At 38.1% G+C, this 19,091-nt stretch carries 18 protein-coding genes; 7 read left to right on the top strand and 11 right to left on the bottom strand.

Annotated features, from left to right (window positions below):
* Window positions 1-399: 399 nt before the first annotated feature.
* Window positions 400-1,218, top strand: coding sequence for an acyl-ACP--UDP-N-acetylglucosamine O-acyltransferase (gene lpxA / locus IJ00_RS20570; RefSeq protein WP_035156181.1), 819 nt, complete (start codon window positions 400-402; stop codon window positions 1,216-1,218).
* Window positions 1,219-1,435: 217 nt separating this feature from the next.
* Window positions 1,436-2,617 (top strand): lipid-A-disaccharide synthase, encoded by a 1,182-nt coding sequence (lpxB, locus tag IJ00_RS20565; protein WP_035159394.1) that lies wholly within the window; start codon window positions 1,436-1,438, stop codon window positions 2,615-2,617.
* A gap of 61 nt (window positions 2,618-2,678) precedes the next feature.
* Here the strand turns inward: lpxB and IJ00_RS20560 are convergent, their stop codons facing one another.
* Window positions 2,679-3,731 carry a hypothetical protein gene (locus IJ00_RS20560; RefSeq protein ID WP_035156178.1) on the bottom strand — a complete coding sequence of 351 codons (1,053 nt, stop codon included), beginning with the start codon at window positions 3,729-3,731 and terminating at the stop codon, window positions 2,679-2,681.
* A gap of 225 nt (window positions 3,732-3,956) precedes the next feature.
* Here IJ00_RS20560 and thrB point away from each other — a divergent pair, with 225 nt between their 5' ends.
* Entirely contained in the window at window positions 3,957-4,889 is a 933-nt protein-coding gene (thrB, locus tag IJ00_RS20555; RefSeq protein ID WP_035156176.1) for a homoserine kinase, read from the top strand.
* Between the two features lie 45 nt (window positions 4,890-4,934).
* On the opposite strand, the gene IJ00_RS20550 is transcribed toward thrB, so the two are convergent.
* From IJ00_RS20550 to IJ00_RS20525, 6 genes are all read right to left on the bottom strand, one after another.
* Entirely contained in the window at window positions 4,935-5,723 is a 789-nt protein-coding gene (locus tag IJ00_RS20550) for an FHA domain-containing protein (RefSeq protein ID WP_035156174.1), read from the bottom strand.
* A gap of 228 nt (window positions 5,724-5,951) precedes the next feature.
* Window positions 5,952-7,142, bottom strand: coding sequence for a DNA double-strand break repair nuclease NurA (locus tag IJ00_RS20545; protein WP_035156171.1), 1,191 nt, complete (start codon window positions 7,140-7,142; stop codon window positions 5,952-5,954).
* Window positions 7,143-7,325: 183 nt separating this feature from the next.
* On the bottom strand, window positions 7,326-8,129 hold the full coding sequence (locus tag IJ00_RS20540; protein ID WP_035156169.1) for an HAD family hydrolase: 804 nt from the start codon (window positions 8,127-8,129) through the stop codon (window positions 7,326-7,328).
* A gap of 73 nt (window positions 8,130-8,202) precedes the next feature.
* Window positions 8,203-8,739, bottom strand: a complete 537-nt coding sequence (locus IJ00_RS20535) for a Rieske 2Fe-2S domain-containing protein (protein WP_035156166.1) — start codon at window positions 8,737-8,739, stop codon at window positions 8,203-8,205.
* 81 nt (window positions 8,740-8,820) lie between these two features.
* A complete protein-coding gene (locus IJ00_RS20530) occupies window positions 8,821-9,672 on the bottom strand; it encodes a metal ABC transporter permease (protein WP_035159393.1) in 852 nt (283 codons plus the stop codon).
* 16 nt (window positions 9,673-9,688) lie between these two features.
* The gene (locus tag IJ00_RS20525) at window positions 9,689-10,510 is read right to left on the bottom strand and encodes a metal ABC transporter ATP-binding protein (RefSeq protein WP_082127368.1); all 822 of its coding nucleotides are present in this window, start codon (window positions 10,508-10,510) and stop codon (window positions 9,689-9,691) included.
* A gap of 101 nt (window positions 10,511-10,611) precedes the next feature.
* Here IJ00_RS20525 and IJ00_RS20520 point away from each other — a divergent pair, with 101 nt between their 5' ends.
* The 4 genes from IJ00_RS20520 to IJ00_RS20505 all read left to right on the top strand — a co-directional run bounded on the left by IJ00_RS20520 (window position 10,612) and on the right by IJ00_RS20505 (window position 15,203).
* On the top strand, window positions 10,612-11,589 hold the full coding sequence (locus IJ00_RS20520; RefSeq protein ID WP_035156163.1) for a metal ABC transporter substrate-binding protein: 978 nt from the start codon (window positions 10,612-10,614) through the stop codon (window positions 11,587-11,589).
* Between the two features lie 389 nt (window positions 11,590-11,978).
* Window positions 11,979-13,316, top strand: coding sequence for a DNA cytosine methyltransferase (locus IJ00_RS20515; RefSeq protein WP_201782640.1), 1,338 nt, complete (start codon window positions 11,979-11,981; stop codon window positions 13,314-13,316).
* Between the two features lie 351 nt (window positions 13,317-13,667).
* Window positions 13,668-14,753, top strand: coding sequence for a M4 family metallopeptidase (locus IJ00_RS20510; RefSeq protein WP_035156161.1), 1,086 nt, complete (start codon window positions 13,668-13,670; stop codon window positions 14,751-14,753).
* Between the two features lie 162 nt (window positions 14,754-14,915).
* Window positions 14,916-15,203 carry a protealysin inhibitor emfourin gene (locus tag IJ00_RS20505; RefSeq protein ID WP_035156159.1) on the top strand — a complete coding sequence of 96 codons (288 nt, stop codon included), beginning with the start codon at window positions 14,916-14,918 and terminating at the stop codon, window positions 15,201-15,203.
* Window positions 15,204-15,326: 123 nt separating this feature from the next.
* Here the strand turns inward: IJ00_RS20505 and IJ00_RS20500 are convergent, their stop codons facing one another.
* From IJ00_RS20500 to hpsE (IJ00_RS20485), 4 genes are read right to left on the bottom strand one after another with little or no spacing between them, the layout of a single operon-like run.
* On the bottom strand, window positions 15,327-15,971 hold the full coding sequence (locus IJ00_RS20500) for a prepilin-type N-terminal cleavage/methylation domain-containing protein (protein WP_339366969.1): 645 nt from the start codon (window positions 15,969-15,971) through the stop codon (window positions 15,327-15,329).
* Window positions 15,972-15,987: 16 nt separating this feature from the next.
* Complete coding sequence (locus IJ00_RS20495; protein ID WP_082127367.1) at window positions 15,988-17,007, bottom strand: glycosyltransferase; 1,020 nt, start codon at window positions 17,005-17,007, stop codon at window positions 15,988-15,990.
* 13 nt (window positions 17,008-17,020) lie between these two features.
* On the bottom strand, window positions 17,021-17,989 hold the full coding sequence (gene hpsE, locus IJ00_RS20490) for a hormogonium polysaccharide biosynthesis glycosyltransferase HpsE (protein ID WP_035156157.1): 969 nt from the start codon (window positions 17,987-17,989) through the stop codon (window positions 17,021-17,023).
* 16 nt (window positions 17,990-18,005) lie between these two features.
* Complete coding sequence (gene hpsE, locus IJ00_RS20485) at window positions 18,006-18,950, bottom strand: hormogonium polysaccharide biosynthesis glycosyltransferase HpsE (protein WP_035156154.1); 945 nt, start codon at window positions 18,948-18,950, stop codon at window positions 18,006-18,008.
* Window positions 18,951-19,091 lie beyond the last annotated feature (141 nt).

Here is a 19,091-nt window from a genome sequence, read left to right as displayed (position 1 = left end):
TTTTGAAATTTCCAAGCAAAATAGAATATCAGTAAATTCAACTAGCCACAATAGCATTTTCCTCACTTTGATTTCCGCTGCCCTCACACTCATTAAACTGCTTGCAGAAAAGAGGAAAAGGTCAAGAATTTGTAGTTCATAACTTATGGGTTGCTAATTTCTGGCACCTGATAATTGTCATCTACCTCCCTTGCACCTTTCTCCTTGAAGTAAATCTGCTGAACCGACCAAGTATAAAAGATGAAGAATCAAGTTTGGAGAATCAAGGTTGAAGGATGAGTTTTCACACTTCATCTGACCTGGGGAATTTGCCTTTCAGGTGTCTACATACTTCTTGCTTCATACTTCATAAGCTTTGATGGAAATATTTAGCACCCTTACTGTTTTGGAGATGCACCTTTGAAGACGCTTATTCATCCAACTGCTGTAATTCATCCTCACGCGGAACTTCACCCTACAGTGCAAGTCGGTGCCTATGCTGTAATTGGGGGGCAAGTCAAAGTCGGTGCAGAAACCGTGATTGGCGCTCATGTGGTGCTAGACGGACTGACCGAAATTGGAGCGAGAAATCAAATTTTCCCTGGTGCGGCGATCGGTATGGAACCGCAAGACCGGAAGTTTAATGGTGAGCCTACCTGGGTGAAAATTGGTAATGACAATCGGATTCGGGAATATGTCACCATTAACCGGGCAACGGGAGCGGGGGAAGCGACAATAATTGGTGATGGGAATTTACTGATGGCTTATGTTCATGTGGGACATAATTCCACGATCGCCGATGGGGTGACTATCTCTAATTCTGTGGCGATCGCGGGTCATGTACACATTGAAAACAGGGCAACAATTAGCGGTGTTCTCGGTATCCACCAGTTCGTCCATATTGGTCAATATTCAATGGTGGGTGGGATGAGTCGCATTGAACGAGATGTACCACCTTTCATGCTAGTAGAAGGCAACCCCGCCCGCATCCGCACCTTAAACTTGATTGGATTGAAACGTTCTGGTTTTACCTCAGAAGAAATTCAAACCCTGAAAAAAGCTTTCCGTTTTCTGTACCGTTCTAATTTGACCTTTAAGGATGCTTTAGAACAGTTAGAAATCCAGGGAGACACGGAACAATTGCAGCACCTACGCCGCTTTTTACTACTCTCGCAAATGCCTGGTAGACGTGGTTTAATTCCCGGTAAAGGCAAAAATTCAACTAGTGGCGATGAGTAAATTTCCATGGGTAATGGGATATGGGTAAGAGTTGGGAGAAAATAAATTAACTCCCGACCTGCCCTTTTAAACCTTCCTTGGTACTTTTCCACCTCCTTCCCCGACTTAAACTATTGAGCTTGTACCTTTTCAGGGGTTGAAAGTTCATGCACAATCCTTTCCTTTAAAAAATAATCCACTCATTACTCACTACCCTGCTCCCCCTTACCCTTCCCAAATGCGTATATTTATCAGTACAGGTGAAGTTTCCGGCGACTTACAGGGTTCCCTGTTGGTGGCAGCATTGCAACGCCAAGCGGTAACTAGTGGTTTAGATTTAGAAATTGTGGCTTTGGGTGGTGAGAAAATGGCTGCTGCTGGGGCAACTCTCCTAGGAAATACTAGTGGAATTGGTTCCTTTGGTTTGCTGGAATCTTTGCCATTTATTTTGCCAACTCTGCAAATTCAACGTCGGGCGATCGCCTACCTCAAGGAAAATCCTCCCGACTTAGTAGTATTAATCGATTACATGGGACCAAATCTCGGTATTGGTACGTACCTACGTCGCCACCTACCTCAAGTACCCATCGTTTACTATATTGCTCCTCAAGTATGGGTATGCCCAATTACACCAAAAGATACTAGAAAAATTGTCGAGGTAAGTGATAAGTTGTTGGCAATTTTTCCCCAGGAAGCCGTTTATTTTCAAGAACATGGCGCTAAAGTTTCCTGGGTGGGACATCCTTTAGTAGACAGAATGACAAGTTTTCCCAGTCGAGAAGCAGCCCGTGCAGACTTGGGTATTAAAGATGACTCGATTGCGGTGGCTTTGTTACCAGCTTCCCGCCACCAAGAATTAAAATATTTGCTGCCAGTCATGTTAGAAGCGGCTCAGAGGATTCAAGAGAAGTTACCCCAGGTACATTTTTGGATTCCCCTATCTCTGGAAATATATCGAGACAAAATAGAACAAGCAATACAAAAGCATCACTTAAATGCCACTATTGTTTCAGGAAAGCAACAGCAAGTTTTAGTTGGGGCAGATTTAGCAATTACCAAATGTGGGACAGTAAATTTAGAACTGGCTTTACTGAAGGTTCCCCAGGTTGTTTTATACCGTCTTAGCCCCTTAACTTACTGGATTGGGACGAAATTATTAAAAATTACCTTCCCCTTTGCTTCCCCAACTAACTTGATGGAAATGCGAGAAATAGTACCAGAATTTATTCAGGAAGCCGCAACATCGGAAAATATTACCCAAGCGGCAATGGAGTTATTACTGAATCCTGAAATTCAGCAGCGAATGCAGGTTGAGTATGAGCAAATGCGTCATGCTGCGGGGGAAGTGGGAGTGTGCGATCGCGCGGCAAAGGAAATTTTGCAGATGCTGCCACAAAAGTTACAAGCAATTACTCAATAACTCAATCCAATTCAACTTACAACACATTTTTCTTTTTAATAATTTTATCTAGGAATTTTGTCTATTTACTAGCATATTGCTGGGCAAATTGGCGGTGCATTTGATATTGTAAAATGCTTTCCTGGGCGGCAGCGTAATTAGGGCTAGTATGGGGTACTTCTTTCATCAAAGCGAGAGCTTCTTCCCAGTTTTTCACTACCATTTGCCATTCTCTTTCTGATTGGGCTAATTGTTGTAATTTAGCGGCGCGTTTAGCTTTGGTGATGCCTTTTTGATAGGTATCATTGACAGATGAACTTTTCTCTGTGTTCTTGGTTGGAGAATTTTTCAGGGGTTGTTCTAAGCTTAAATTAGTAGAGAGACTTTGACGAACTTCCGGTAATTTGCTAAAGGAATAAACCCATAAAGCGGAAATCGCAATCAGAATTAGGGTAAAGATTCTTTGGAGAGGGAAAGAAAATTTGGATTTAGGGGCAACTACTTGAGTTTCAGAAGCATCAACGGTTTCTGAGGATTGAATTACGGTGTTTTCTGTGGGAGAGTTGCTACTGATATTGACTTCTGCTGGTTCATCGAGAATATATTCATTGAATACAAGGCGACATTTAAATGAATATTCCAAGTGATATAAACAGGCAGCAGAGATAAACCAAAATACAGCAAATACTGGCTTAACTTTAGTATCAAACTGACTGAAATCACTGATAATTTGACTGTAACTGAGTTTAAATAAGGGCAAAAAGGGTGTGCAGATGAGAATGGCAATCAGGGTAGAGACTAGTACCACTAGCCAACTGTAGCAACTTTCCCACCAGCTGATAATGCTGGGTAAGATACCCGATGGTTTGCTGGCTTTTTCTCCGGGAATAGGGGGGATAAAGCGACTGAGAAATAAATGATGGAGAATGGCGATCGCTGGAATTGGTAAAATTAAGAGTAGTATGACCAAGACTGTGAACATCTCTGGATTAACTGACCATTTGCTGAAATGTAAGCCAAATCCTTGATTTTCCTGTAATATCCCAACAAAACCTGCCACAAAGACGGATAACATTAAGGCGTTTAACCAAGCTTTGCCACCAGGAAACCATCCCGGCATTTTGAATATTTTCATCTCCTCTTCCCTCTATAAATATTGTGGAGTCGATGGTATTTTGCACCTGATATTGCTACATCCCCACAAGGGTGACAACAGTCATAGATTGTTGAAAAATATACCACAACATGATATTGGAGGGGAAAAATTATTTGATGGTCATGATAACCAGTAAAATGCTTATGCCTAGCTGTGGCGTAGGATAGGTTTCCTAGGTTTTTTTACACTTAAGTTATCATACTCATGTCTGTTGTTTCATCTACTACCATCACTGTGCCCGCAACAACCGCTAATTTAGGGGCTGGTTTTGATTGTATTGGTGCAGCTTTATCGCTGTATAACGAATTTAAGTTTAGTCTACTCAGTAGTTCTGCGGGAGAAAATTTTGTAATTTCCGTGACTGGTGCCGAGGCTGCACGGGTGAGTACGGATGAAAGTAATTTACTCTATCAGGCTTTCTCTAAGTTCTATGAACACATCGGACAAGCTCCACCACCTGTATCCATGGAAATTAAACTCGGTGTCCCCTTAGCGCGGGGTTTAGGGAGTTCCGCAACGGCGATCGCTGGTGGGTTATTGGGCGCAAATATCCTTGCAGGGGAGCCTCTGAGTGATAATGAGGTGATAGAGTTGGCGATCGCCATGGAAGGACATCCGGATAATGTTGTTCCTGCGTTAATTGGTGGTTGTCGCTTGGCTGCAACTAGTGAGAATGGCTGGGAAATCTGTGATATTCCTTGGTGTCAGGAAATTATTTGCGTGGTGGCAATTCCCGACTTTGAACTATCTACCAAGGAAGCGCGTAGTGTTTTACCCCAGGAAGTTAGTCGAGCAGACGCTATATTTAATACTGCCCACCTAGGATTATTACTTAGAGGATTGGAAACGGGTAATCCTCAGTGGTTAAAAGCAGCATTGCAAGATAAATTACATCAGCCCTACCGTCAATCCCTTATCAAAGGATATGCCGAGGTAGAAACAGCCACAAAAAATGCAGGTGCTTACGGAATGGTAATTAGTGGTGCAGGACCAACCCTACTAGCATTAACTGATACATCCCATAGTTTAGATGTGGTGGCAGCAATGGCAACTGCTTGGCAAAATTGTGGGGTAAAAGCAGAGGTGCGATCGCTCTCCCTTGATACTCAAGGTGCAAGAGTGATGAAACATAATTAGTTAAACGAAGTAGCGCACCAAATTTGTCTGCGGGGTGCGTTACTATTACCCCTTACCTATTATCTTTTTAATAGTTTGTAAGTCATACTTCAGGATTTTTCCTGTTGTAAATATTTGACATCCTCCGAGAAATAATCCTCCAGAAAGTATCAATGATAGTAAATTTACAGAGGCAAATAAATGACCAGAAAATATCATCCAGAGTATACCAAGAGTAATTAAAAACCAACCAATAGCAGGTTCTATTTTGCGTTGTAATAAGATGAAAGCTCCAGCGATACATAATACAAAGGCTGGAATTTGGACAAATATTCCTACTTGGGTGTTAGCGGCAAAAATTACTAATCCCGTCACCATTAATCCTATACCTAAGAGCTTACTGGTACGACTAACAGAGTTGACAGATACTTTTTCTGATGAGATTACTTGTGGTTGTAATGTGGTAGGAGAAGTGACTAGTGGTAAATTTTTCTGATGCTGTTTTTGCACTATGAGAATAAATTGTTCATCTTTTCCTAGGGAAATGATATCTTGTAATTTTATGGGGTAAAGAGTGTGGCTTTCTAATTTTTTTTGATTCAGATAGGTTCCATTAATACTCCCTACATCTTGAAGATAATATTTGTCATCTTGAAGATGAATTTCTGCATGGCAACGGGATACAATTTCTGCATTTGGTAAGTGAGTCACATCTATTTCTGGTATATTGTCTCCTTCAGATTTACCAATGCGAGCCACAGATAAATGGTGTGGAATAGGGAAATAAGTCTGACTTTGCAAATGGAATAATTCTATATTCATTTCCCTTGTCTGCAACTGAGATATCTGGTTCATAATTTGTTCTACACCGAACAATGAATTGAGGAAATAAATCCAGTTTATAGTCAGAAGTTTAGATGCTGGCAAATCGCAAAAGTCAAGAAAACGATTTTTTTTAAGTTTGACTTGATAAATAAACTCTAATTACCGAAATCAATTTAGTCTATTTTTACAACTATGTAACTCCAGATATGACTTCTTGACTTCGCAATGACAAAAACTTTCATAATACACAAAATTTAATTAAGCAATGCTACCCCGTTTTCTTGCTTCTTTAAAAGATGTACCCACATTTTTTATCCCAGCTTTAATCATTTGTCGTTCCAATAGGGCAAAAAAGCGAGCTTTATCACCTCCCCTAACTACTGCTTGGTTATGCGCTTCGGCGATCGCCACTGGATAACCATACCCTTTTTGGACTTGAGCTAGCATTAATCCTAAGGATTCATCGAATAACTTAGTATTTTCTGCTACCCATGCAGGTACTTCAATTCTAGCAATTTCTGCTCCCACATGAACATAACAAAAATAGACTTTTTGCTCCCCATATAATTCAATAATTCTACTATTACTACGCCACAAAGGTCCCCTTTGTCCAGGTTTTAATTGACTATTCCAAATTGTTGTATCTCGCAAGGATTCAAATAATTTACAAGGGACTTTATCCTGTTGATTAGGACAAAAAGTCATACAATCAGGAACAGGGTGGGGACAAGCAATTAAACGTAAAAAATTCATCCCTTCAATACTACGTGAAGCACTTAAATAACCCATTAAAGGAACCTGAGCTAATCGCATTTTTTCCCAAGCTTCTAAAACGGGGGGTAAAATACAATTACGCGCATCACTGGGCAATTGTTCTAAAAACCAATAAATCAAAGAACCATCAACCATTGCTAAAATAGGGACGGGAGCGGTTGATAATTCCTCTTGCACCTGACAAGCAAGTTCAGCTAATACCGTTGCTTCCGAAGCAGTGCGTCGGTAACTCATCCATTCTTCAGTTCTAATTCCCCACTGTCGAGCTTCATATAAATCCTCTGGACGGTAAAATACTTCTGGTAAACTATCTAATAAAGGGTGGCGATTTTGTCCGTAATGCAAAACAATTCTGCCAATATTTAGTAAATAACAGTAGGCAATTTCATGGTGACTGGGGGCTATTTGGGAGCCATCTGTTGCAATAACAGTATGAACTTTTGTAGGTACAGGAATATCAATACAAGTATTTAAAGGTTCCACGGGAGTCGCATTAGCAAAAATTATGCGATCGCGCCATTTTTCCTGTTGTTCTACTAACTCATCTTGGGTAGCTATGGCTTTTTCTAGGTACTTCTGAGCAGCTTCCAACCTTTGACGATTAGCAGCAGCTTCTTCAGTCATATGTTGACTCAAACCTTGCATTTGTCGCATCAGTTTTGTTAAATCAAGCATAGGATTATTCTTTTTTTACAAAGGTGGTTTACAAAATATTTTAGACATCAATGACTTGAGAAACGTTCTCTAAACATGATTTAGCAATATTCAACTATTTCTCATAAATTATATCCCCGACTTCCTGCGGTTAATCCGCATCTAGGATAAATCAGGGATATTAGTAGCAAAAATTCTCACAACTTAGACGGAGTGACTATTTATCAGCCAATTATCCCAATCCTCAGCAAACATCTTTAAAGATAATAAATTTACTCGTGGGTCTTTTTCTGCCTTAACTCTTTCTGAGGGTGTATTATAGCCCCAATCAGCAAGGAATAGTTGCATATTTTCCAAGTCTGTTTGCTGTTCTACCAGTTGCAAAGTTTTCAGTCTATCTTCTACAAACCAAACATTCTCAGCAGCTAAATTATGCTTTTTAATAAGTTCACGAATAATTTCATATTTCGGACGCTTGTATTCTTTGCCAAAAATTAATTCTGTGGGTAAATCTAATCCTCCTTGTTGCATTAACTGTTTCACAAATCTTCCTTCTTTGGTTGTGATAATATAAAATTTAATATCACTAGCTAATGTGGCTTGAATTTTATTAATAACTCCTGGATAAAATCTGTGTAATTTTAACCAATCTGGTAAATCATTAGCTATCCAATCATCACGTAAAGCATCTAATTTTATTCCAACTTGTTTAGCATCTAGATTATCAGCTTGTAAAATTTGTTTGACAATATTTTCCCAATCATTGAGGATTTTCTCTTCTGGCAAACCCATAACTAAGGCTTTAATTAATATAGGCATTTCCCAACCTGTTTCAATTACAGGACGTAGGCAATAAAAGCCTTCAGCTAAATCATCATTAACTGTATAATTATCTATATTCCAAATATGACAGTAAGTACGCCAAGCTACTTGAAAGTATTCCATCAAACCGTCGCAAATGACACCATCAAAATCGAGAGCGAGAAGCCGTAAGTTACTAACTGCCATGGTTTTAAAGATAAACTCTGCTGTTGCTAGCTTACTTTAATCAATGGCATCTATGGAGTTATTGATTAGCAAATTATCGTGGATCTATAGCTGGTTGACGAGAGACGAGACGAATTTGATTTTGCTTGACGACTACTGTAATTAGTGGTAGAGGTTTTTTGGCTGGACCTTTCATAACTCGTCCCAGGTTATCATATTGAGAACCATGACAGGGGCAAATAAATAGTTGTTTTGGAGAATCCCAATTAACGGTACATCCTAAGTGGGTACAAATAGGACGAATGGCATATTTAGCAATTGCTGGGGGTTGATTAATGACTAGGTAGGTGACAGCTTTTTCTGGTAAACCTTGAACAGGAATTGGTATATTTGGGGTAGCGTTTTTTAATAGTGTATCAGCAGCGATCGCCACTCCCTGTTCATTGGTAGCAGCGACTCCGGGAAGATAATTTTCGCACCGCGAATTTTCTGGATAGAGGGAACAAAGGTTTTCCATATCTAACTCCCGACTATCACCCGTCTCTGGGAAAAGATAGGCAATGGTGACAGTGGCGATCGCGCTACCAGTCAGGTACTTGAGAAAGTCTCGACGATTGAGTGAGCTATGCATACTTAACCGTGTCAGATTATCTTTACATCCTACCTATACAGATTTTTACTGGTAGCAGTTAGGCAAAATTATTCACATTTTTTAATCAGATACAACTTTGGCTGATTTCATCACCAATATGCCATGGTGGGGACTAAAAAGTAAGGATAGGATAAATAATCCTGAAACAACTAAAACAATCGCCGGACCAGAAGGTATATTTAAAAAGTAACTAAGATACATCCCACTAATACTGGAAAATACACCAATTACTGCTCCCAAAATCATGACTTCATGGAGACGTTTAACTAATAAGTATGCGGTTGCTCCAGGAGTAATTAATAGGGAAAGTACAAGAATCACTCCTACTGCTTTCATACTCGCAACAATGGTTAAAGCAATGAGCAGCATTAATCCAAAATTTAAGCGATTCACCGGTAAACCCGCAGCTTGAGCGCCCAAGGGGTCAAAGGTGTAAAATAGAAGTTCCTTATAAAAAAGAAAAATTATTACTAAAACTATGGCTGCAATTATCGCTGTATCTCTGACTTCCCCAGGAGTTACACTCAGAATATTGCCAAACAAAAAATGATTCAAGTCAATTTTGTTATCCTTTTGAATCACCGTAATTAATGTTACTCCTAGGGCAAAAAAAGCCGAAAACACTATTCCCATAGCAGCGTCTTCTTTAATTGGCGATCGCTCTTTGATTACCGCAATACATAAGGTACTCACCACCCCTGCAATAAACGCACCCACGAAGATATTCGCACCCACCATAAAGGCGATCGCTAACCCTGGTAATACCGAATGACTGATAGCATCACCTAACAGCGCTAACCTCTGCACCATCAAGTAACTACCCACCACCGCACATAATAAACCCACAAGGATAGCAACAATCAGCGATCGCTGCATAAAACCATATTGCAAAGGTTCAATTAAATTAATCATTTTGCTACCTTCCCAATTACGCTGCATCGGAGAAATACATCACTTTTCCACCGTATGCACGTAACAAATTCTCTTCTGTCAAAACTTCTTGACGAGAACCAATCGCAATTAATTCCTGATTTAAAAGTATCAAATTATCAAAATGGGTGATAGATTCTCCCAAATCATGATTCACAACTAAGACAATTTTGCCAGCTTTCGCTAATTCTGAGAAAACCTCAAAAATTACCCCTTGAGTTTTCTGATCTATCCCCACAAATGGCTCATCAAAACAAAAAACTTCCGCTTCCTGAGTTAATGCACGGGCTAAAAATACCCGTTGCTGTTGCCCTCCAGACAGTCTACCGATGGGGCGATGGGCGTATTCTATCATACCCACCCGCTCCAAAGCAGTTTTGGCAACTTGGCGACTCACTGCGGAAAAATGACGCAACCATCCCGTCTTCTTTACCCTCCCCATCATCACCACATCCCACACAGTCGCGGGATAATTCCAGTCAATTTGACTACGCTGGGGGACATAGGCAACCTGGGATAATTGCTGGGTCAAGGGTTTTCCTTGATACATTACATTTCCCTGACTAGCTACTAATCCCAGCATTCCCTTCATCAAAGTACTTTTACCTGCTCCATTCGGTCCAAATATACCCGTAATCTTACCGGGTTGAATGGTGCAAGTTACATCCCTCAAAGCTTCTAACTCTCGGTACTTCACCCCTAGGTGGGTAATTTGGATACCCTTTCTTGCCACTGTTAAACCAAGTTTGGCATCACTTTTGTCACGGTTATGATCGCGGTTTGCATAATTACCGTTACCTGCTTGATAAGTTGACAGCATCGCCTACCCCCTAGATTCCGAGCTTGAGAAAAAATGAAAGGATTATGAAAATAATATACTCTAAAAAATGAAAAGATTATGAAATAACCTTACTAAAATCTATGGCAACTATCACTCATTCCCAGGTAAGACGTTACACCCAGACTTTAGTAGGAATTTTTCTAGGGTTATGGTTGAACGGTTGTACTCAAATTAACTCTAGGAGTACTACACCCCAGGGAGATGAGAAACCAAAGGTTGTAGCAACTAGTACTATTATCGCTAACTTGGCAGAGGAAGTTGGGGGAGGAGAAATTCAACTAACAGGCATACTGAAGCCTGGTACAGACCCCCATGTCTATGAACCTGTACCTAGTGATACCAGGGTTTTAGAAGAAGCGAAGTTGATTTTATACAACGGCTTTAACTTAGAACCAGGAATTATTAAACTGATGAAATCAACGGGAACCAAAGCACGACAAGTTGCAGTGGGGGAAGTCGTCAAACCTCTACAACTGCGTAAAGAGCAACAAGTTGTTCCCGATCCCCATGTCTGGGGTGATGTCAAGAACGCGATCGCCATGACAAATACAATCCGTGACGAACTTATCCAACTATCCCCCACAGATAAGCAAAAATTTACCCAAAATGCGGAAAAATTAACCCAAGAACTTACCCAACTCGACAGTTGGATTACTCAACAGGTGAAAACTATTCCCCCAGCAAAACGTCAACTCGTCACCACCCACGACGCATTCCAATATTATGGACGTGCCTATAACATACCTGTTGCAGGAACCCTCATCGGCATCAGTACTGAAGAACAACCCAGTGCCCAAACAGTGCAAAAATTAGTAGAGTCCATCAAAAAAATTGGAGTTCCAGCAATTTTTGCCGAAACCACCATTAATCCGGCGTTAATTCAAACCGTTGCCCAGGAAGCTGGGATAAAATTAGCACCAAGGCAACTGTATTCTGACTCCATCGGTGCGAAGAATACCGAAGGTGACACATATATCAAAATGATGGCAGGAAATACCCGGACAATTGTAGAAGCTTTGGGAGGGAGTTATCAGGAGTTCCAATATCAGAAAAAATAATCAAAAATATCTATTATTTCCTCTTGAATCTGTAGGTAGGGTGTATTAGTGACAGCGTTAAGCATAATTCACCAGCTGCGTTATGCAGTTCATCATAATACGCCCCTACATTACAAAATCTCATGCAAAAATCAAATATCAGCCTTCTATTCATAATAGTTAGAAAAAATGTCAAGTGAATTAAAAATCTTAGAAATTGGTAAATGTTTACACAATATTAATTACACCAAAAGAAGATATTAAATTTGTAAACAAACTAGAATCTGACATGTAAATATTTTAGTAAAATTACTTAAAACTATAATCCTTGTTATTTTTTAAATAGGCAATAGTTTTGAGGTGAATTGTTGATTTATCACCGAAATAACTCAGGAGAAAGAGTGCATCAAATGAACAGCAGACAAAGACCAATCGGTGTAGATTTATTCGCCGGTGCAGGCGGAATGACCCTTGGTTTTGAACAAGCTGGTTTTGATGTGCTAGCTGCGGTAGAAATAGACCCAATTCATTGTGCTACCCATGAATATAATTTTCCTCAATGGTCTGTAATTTGTAAAAGTGCAGCAGAAATTACCGGAACAGAAATTCGACAACTTTCTCATATTGGCAATCGGGAAATTGATGTCGTGTTTGGTGGTTCACCCTGTCAAGGATTTTCTGTAATTGGGAAGCGAGCTTTAGATGACCCGCGCAATTCCTTAGTCTTTCATTTTTTACGCTTGGTTTTAGAACTACAGCCAAAATATTTTGTCTTTGAAAATGTTCCCGGTTTGACAATTGGCAAACACCAACAATTTATCTTAGAAATCATCACAGAGTTCCAAAAAAATAATTATAAAGTTGAAACCAACTATCAGGTTTTAAACGCTGTCAATTATGGAGTTCCCCAAGATAGAACCCGATTATTCATCCTCGGTTGTCGTGATGATTTACCCTTACCAACATATCCGCTCTCTAGCACCCGACCCTATATTGGCAAAAAATCTAAATATATCCTCAATTCTCCTGATTTAAGTTTTGCACCGACGGTGTTTCAAGCAATTGGTGATTTACCAGAAATCGAAGAATATCCAGAATTAATTACTCAAGATTTTGTCTTTGCCCAATATCAGGAACCTAGTAACTATAGTGCAATTCTGCGAGGTATGACAACTAGAGAAAATGACTATTCCTATCCCCGTATTTATAATCCCCAAATTCTCACTTCTAGTATTCGCACCCGTCACAGTCAAGCTGCTAGAATTCGTTTTGAAAATACCCAACCAGGTAAAACCGAATCTATTAGCCGTTTCTACAGATTAACCAAGGATGGAATTTGCAATACATTACGAGCAGGAACTCCCAGAAATCGCGGTGCTTTCACATCTGCTCGACCAATTCATTACCAAACAGCTAGATGCATTTCTGTCCGTGAAGCTGCAAGATTACATTCCTATCCCGATTGGTTCCGTTTCCACATCACTAAATGGCATGGTTTTCGTCAAGTCGGTAATTCTGTACCACCCTTACTAGCGGAAAAGGTAGCAACGGAAATAATCAAAGTTTTGAATTTAACACCGTCTCAACCTAGTCAAAAAATCCCTTTATTAAAAGATAATTTATTACAATTTAATATGCTGCAAGCGTCTCAGTATTACGATGTCTCTGAGCATGTAATTGAACCTCGCAATCGCAAAAAAGAGAAAAAATTAGAGCCTGAAGATATTACCTTTTTTCCTGATTTATAAGTTTAAAATTAATCCCATACGACTCAAATTTGAGAGAATAAATTGTTATCAAAACACTCATATAATCTCAAGCTGCGAGAATAGTTATCATACTCAAACGCAACCAGAATTAAAAAAAATATGTAATCAAGTCAAGGTTTGCCATCTTTTCGTTAGGATAGCAAAATCAGACCTCAGAGACTATTTATCAAGTAGAGTGAAAAAGATACAGTTCCCCCATGGATGAGCATTATATTCTCTCCTATGTAATAAGTGGGGAATATAGTTATTTTCTATACTTAAGTAGCTACGGTACTTGCTACCTTACGGGATAAATATTATCTCTTTAAAATATATAGGAATAATAATTGCATGGCAGGAAAAAAAAATAACCATGATGGTTTTGACTGTGAACACGATCATCAGCATTCCCGTTGTCCCATTTGTTGTATTGTTCCACCTCATATGCTCGAAAATATCGTAGTCAATGGGAATGTGGAGCAGCGTCGGTGGGCTTTTCACACATTGAATATGTCTGCGCAATTTCGTGGTAGAAGAGACATCATAGGAGGGATTAATTTTGCCCCTTCTCCAGGAGAAAAGCGTCGTACCATATATGATGCCAAAAACTCTCAAAATCTCCCTGGGGAAATTGTCCGTGCTGAAGGTGATCCTCCTAGTACAGACGAGGCAATTAATGAAGCTTATGATAGTGCCGGCGCCACCTACGATTTATACTATGAAATATTTGAGCGTAATTCTATTGATGATAAGGGTTTGCGCTTAGACTCCACTGTCCACTACGGTGTCAAATATGACAATGCTTTCTGGAATGGTGACCAGATGGTATATGGTGATGGAGATGGCGAATTATTCCAACGTTTTACTAAATCGATTGATGTGATCGGACATGAGTTAACCCACGGAGTGACTCAGTACGAAGCAGGTTTAATTTATTTTGGTGAACCTGGAGCATTAAACGAGTCGATGTCTGATATTTTTGGCTCCTTGGTAAAACAACGGGTAAAAAATCAGACAGTAGAGGAAGCAGACTGGATTATCGGTGAAGGTTTATTTACTCCCAATGTCAAGGGTTTGGGAATTCGCTCTATGAAAGCACCAGGAACAGCCTATGATGATCCAGTATTAGGCAAAGATCCTCAACCAGCACATATGAAAGATAAGTTTTCCGGTGTTCAAGATAATGGTGGGGTACATATTAACTCTGGTATTCCCAACTATGCATTCTATCTGGCAGCCATGGAAATAGGCGGCTATGCTTGGGAGAAGACTGGTAAAATATGGTACGTTGCTTTGTGCGATCGCCTACGTTCCCGCAATGATTTCCAGCAAGCAGCAAATTTGATAATTAAGGTTGCTGGAGAGCTTTATGGAGAAGAAAGTCATGAACAAAAAGCTGTTCGCAATGCTTGGCAAAAAGTTGGTGTAATTACTTGATGTTTATAGATGATTAATAGGTAATGGGTAATAGGGAATTTTTTACTTTATTATCCCATTATCAATATCCCATCATGTACCAATATAACCTTGGGAGTTAGACAAAATCATCTAACTTTCAATCTCTGAATATCTGATAAATGTTGACTGGGAGAATCTAGAATGAAAATCTCCATGGAAAGAACAGGTGGTTTTGCTGGTGTTACTCGGACTAAAATCGTGGATACTAAGAATTTATCAGAAACAAGTATTCAGGAGTTAACAAAAATTCTCAAACAAACAGATTTTTTAAATTTGCCGCCACAAATACTATCTCAATCTCACCAAGTTGAGAGATTTCAATATCAAATAACATTAGAATATCAAGGGCAGCTCCACACAGTTACAGTTCCAGAAACTGCAATGGATGATAACTTAAAATCACTAATTGAATGGATACAATCTAGTTAAATCTCCAGATATTACACCTTTGATGCCAGTGATGTAGAGATATATACTAACTTTTAAAAATTAGAATTTACATTTATATATTACATCTCATCAGTATCAACTCTGATATATGATGACAAATAATTAATAGCAATACTTATCACTGCTATTAGCCTTACTCTGATTTTTACCTGTTCTCATCGCTCCTAAAATTGTCGAAACATAAACACAACGTCTAGTCACATCATCCCTATCACTATATAGAGTAATTTGCCCCAGAGCTTGCAAAGAAGTATTAATGCATTCATCACCCACATTGTAAATTGGGCAGCCATGATAATTATATACAACCCGCCAGATATTTTGAGAAGGGTGCTTTCTCAGGGTTGTCTCATAATCATTTTTACTATTTTTTTCTGTATCTATATAAATATTACTATCTAAATTATGCCATTGATTCTGATTATTCAAAACACTATCTGGCAAGAATTTATTATTATCCGCTTGATGAACTATCCACTGAACTCGCTGGTTATTTTCTCGAATGGTAAATTGCCAAGATAGCTTACGTTTTTTCGCTTCACTTTGTGCTTGACGCATCCCTAAGTAAATTTTGTCTTGAGCAGAATTTAAACGTTGCTGCTGAATAAAACCTAACCAACTAGGGGCGGCGATCGCGCTCAAAATACCAAGAATAAACACCACAATTAGTGTTTCTGTCAAGGTAAATCCCCTAATTGCTTCATGCTTCCTTTTATACAGAAATTGAAAATAGAATGGTAACTGCACCTGATAAATACACTTTTTATCTAAAATTCTTGAATCTAGAATTATTGATATGAGCGATTTCTTGTTTCACTCCCATCGGCTTATCCATAAATGACTGAAAATTACACTTGATAAAAATCAGCAAACTTGGGTAACTAGGATACAATATTATCAAGAGTATTTTAATACATAAAATACTATATAATCGCCAATGGTAAAATCTCTCGAAGTCGTAAATACATAATCTCCACAAAAATTTAGCAGCAAACATTGCTTTGTTTCGAGTATAAGGTTGCTCCAATGACTTACAAGTTAAGTACTTATATAAATTTGTTAAACTCTGACTTCTGAGATGTTGTACATCCCTATCACTTAGACGATATGCTTTTTCCAATACTTGAAGAGAAGATTTTTCTTGTCTATGCAGATTAGAAGATAAAGAATTACGAGATTTTCTGTATAAAATTTGAACTTTTGGCACGGCAACAAACTCAAACTTATTACTTAAACGTAACCACATATCCCAATCTTGGGCAGCATTTAACTTTTCATCAAATCCTCCTAACTCTATAATTGCTGATTTACGAATCAAAGGATTAGAACCATTTTCCAAAAAATTACTCACTAAAAGTTTTTCATACACCCGTCCATTAGCAGTAATATGTGTACCAGAAAGTAAAAAGTTTCCATTCTCATCAATATAATCTGTCCAGCTATACGCTACAGATGCTTGAAGATTTTCCTGTAAAGCCTTTAGCTGACTACTTAATTTATTGTGAGTCCAAACATCATCTGCATCCAAAAAGCTAACAAACTCTCCATTTGCACAAGATAAACCAAAGTTACGACATACATTAGCACCTTGATGCCGTTGAGTAAACACTTTTATTCTCTCATCATTAAATTGAGAAATACTTGTTAAAGTTGCGTCAGTAGAACCATCGTCTACAATAATAATTTCAAAATCAATAAAAGTTTGTCCTAAAACAGATTTGATAGTCTCTAGAATAGTTTTTTCACTATTATATGCAGGAATAATAACAGAAATTTTTGCCATTTTTTATTATACTTTAATTATTTATATAGGCTTTGAGAAAATATAGAGGGCTAATCATACTACTGAAATAAAATTCCATCTCTGCACGAAAAACTTCATCAGTATAGACAATATGATTGTACTTTAAAACATGAAAAATTATTTTTTTTAGATTACCTAAGATAACTTTAAACAGGAATAAAATAGATTGAGACTTGGTTGCATTAATTAATCTTAATTGATAAATTGATAATCCACAACCACGAGCTAGAGAGATTAAATAATTTTTCTCTAATCGCCAAGCAGGTATTTGATGATAAGCATGCATCTCTGGGTTATACCAAATTTTCCAACCAGCTTTGTGAATATATAATAGTATCTCAAAATCTTCACCCCCAATCATCGATTTTCCTAATCTACCTCTAAAAAATAGTTTATTGGGTACGCTTTTATTCCATACATCTTTACGAACTACTAGTGCAGCACCAGGGGGTAAACTTAAATTAATGGGGTCATATAAATTTGCATTTTCTCCTCTTTCTCTAATGGCTAAAAAGCTAGCAATTCGATGAAAATTTTCTGGAGGTTTTATCTCAAAATCACCGTGTATTTGACCTCCAAAGGCTCCCAAATCGGGTTTATCTTTCGCAAATTTTATAGCTTGATATATCCAATCTTGAGCAGGAATAATATCATCATCTAAAAAGCCAATTAATTCTCCCTTTGCCTCTAAAATTGCCCGTTCTCTCGCATATCCTAAACCTTGTCTAGTTTCTCTAACATATCGGATAATACATTTGTCTTGTAGTCTCTCTTGATAATCAAAAATTACCTTAGCAGTATTATCATAACTATTATTATCAATAATAATTATTTCCCAAGTGAATTCCTCAGTTCTTATTTGTTCAGAAAGTTTAACTAATATTTTTGGTAAGCGAGACTCACCATTATATGTGGGAATAGCTAAAGAAAAGTTTAATGTGACTTGATTATTATCTGACATATATTGAAATTATGATTTATGCCTTAGCTTTTAAATAAAAGGGACTAATAATACTACTTATCAGTAATTCTTTTTCACAATCAAAGATTAAATTACTGCTATTTTTTTTGTATTTTGTTAAATGTAAAATTAACTTTCTCAAGTCATTAAAAAAATATCCACAACTAGCGAAAAAGCGTAAACATGATTTAGTTCTCAGCATTCGTAAATGATGACGACTTAAACCAACACAACGTATTAAACTTAGTAAATATTCTTTCTCGAATCTCCATGCCGGAATTTGATGATAAATATGCATTTCTGGGTTGTACCAAATTTCCCAACCTCCCAGTTGAATATGTAATATGGCTTCTAAATCTTCGCTAGCTAAAAGTGCTTCTCTTCCCTTATGGTTTAGCACTAATTCTGGGGGAACATTTTCACACCATGCTTGTTTTCGTACAACTAAACCCGCACCAGGAGGTAGCATTTTCGTTCGAGGTTCATATTTATAAGCTTGTGAACCCCTTTCATTAATGGCTAAAAAACAAGCTATCTTCTCAAAGTTTTCTGGAGGAGTAACTTCATATTCTCCATGTACCTGACTTCCATAAGCACCAGCTTTGGGATTTTTTTGTGCAAAAAGATAAGCTGCTGATACCCAGTTAGATACTGGATAGTTGTCATCATCAAGAAAAGCAATTAATTTACCTCTTGACTCTTCTACCGCTCTTTGTCTGGCAAATGCTGCTCCTTGCCTGCCTTCAAAAATATATTTTAATGAGTAAGGAAATAACCAAGAGTCTTGATAGTTTTTAATTAGAAGAGCTGTATTATCTGTACTATTGTTATCAACAACAATGATTTCCCATTGAATACTCTCAGTATCAGTTTGATACTTCAGCCTTTCGAGTAACTCTGGTAAACGAGTTGCACCATTATAAGTTGGGATGGCAACTGTTAGATCTAAAATATCCTTCATATTTTAATATTTGTATTATTTTGATTGGAAAAATTATGTAAAATCACTTACATTGATCATCCCAAATTCACAATTATTGTGATAAATAAATAATAAGATACACCTATAGTTATATTCTTGAACTTTAGGTGCATTTTTGCT

Source organism: Calothrix sp. 336/3 (assembly GCF_000734895.2).
Classification (GTDB): Bacteria; Cyanobacteriota; Cyanobacteriia; order Cyanobacteriales; family Nostocaceae; genus 336-3.
The sequence above is the reverse complement of the archived record's forward strand: the minus strand, read 5'-3'. Positions and strand labels throughout refer to the sequence as shown.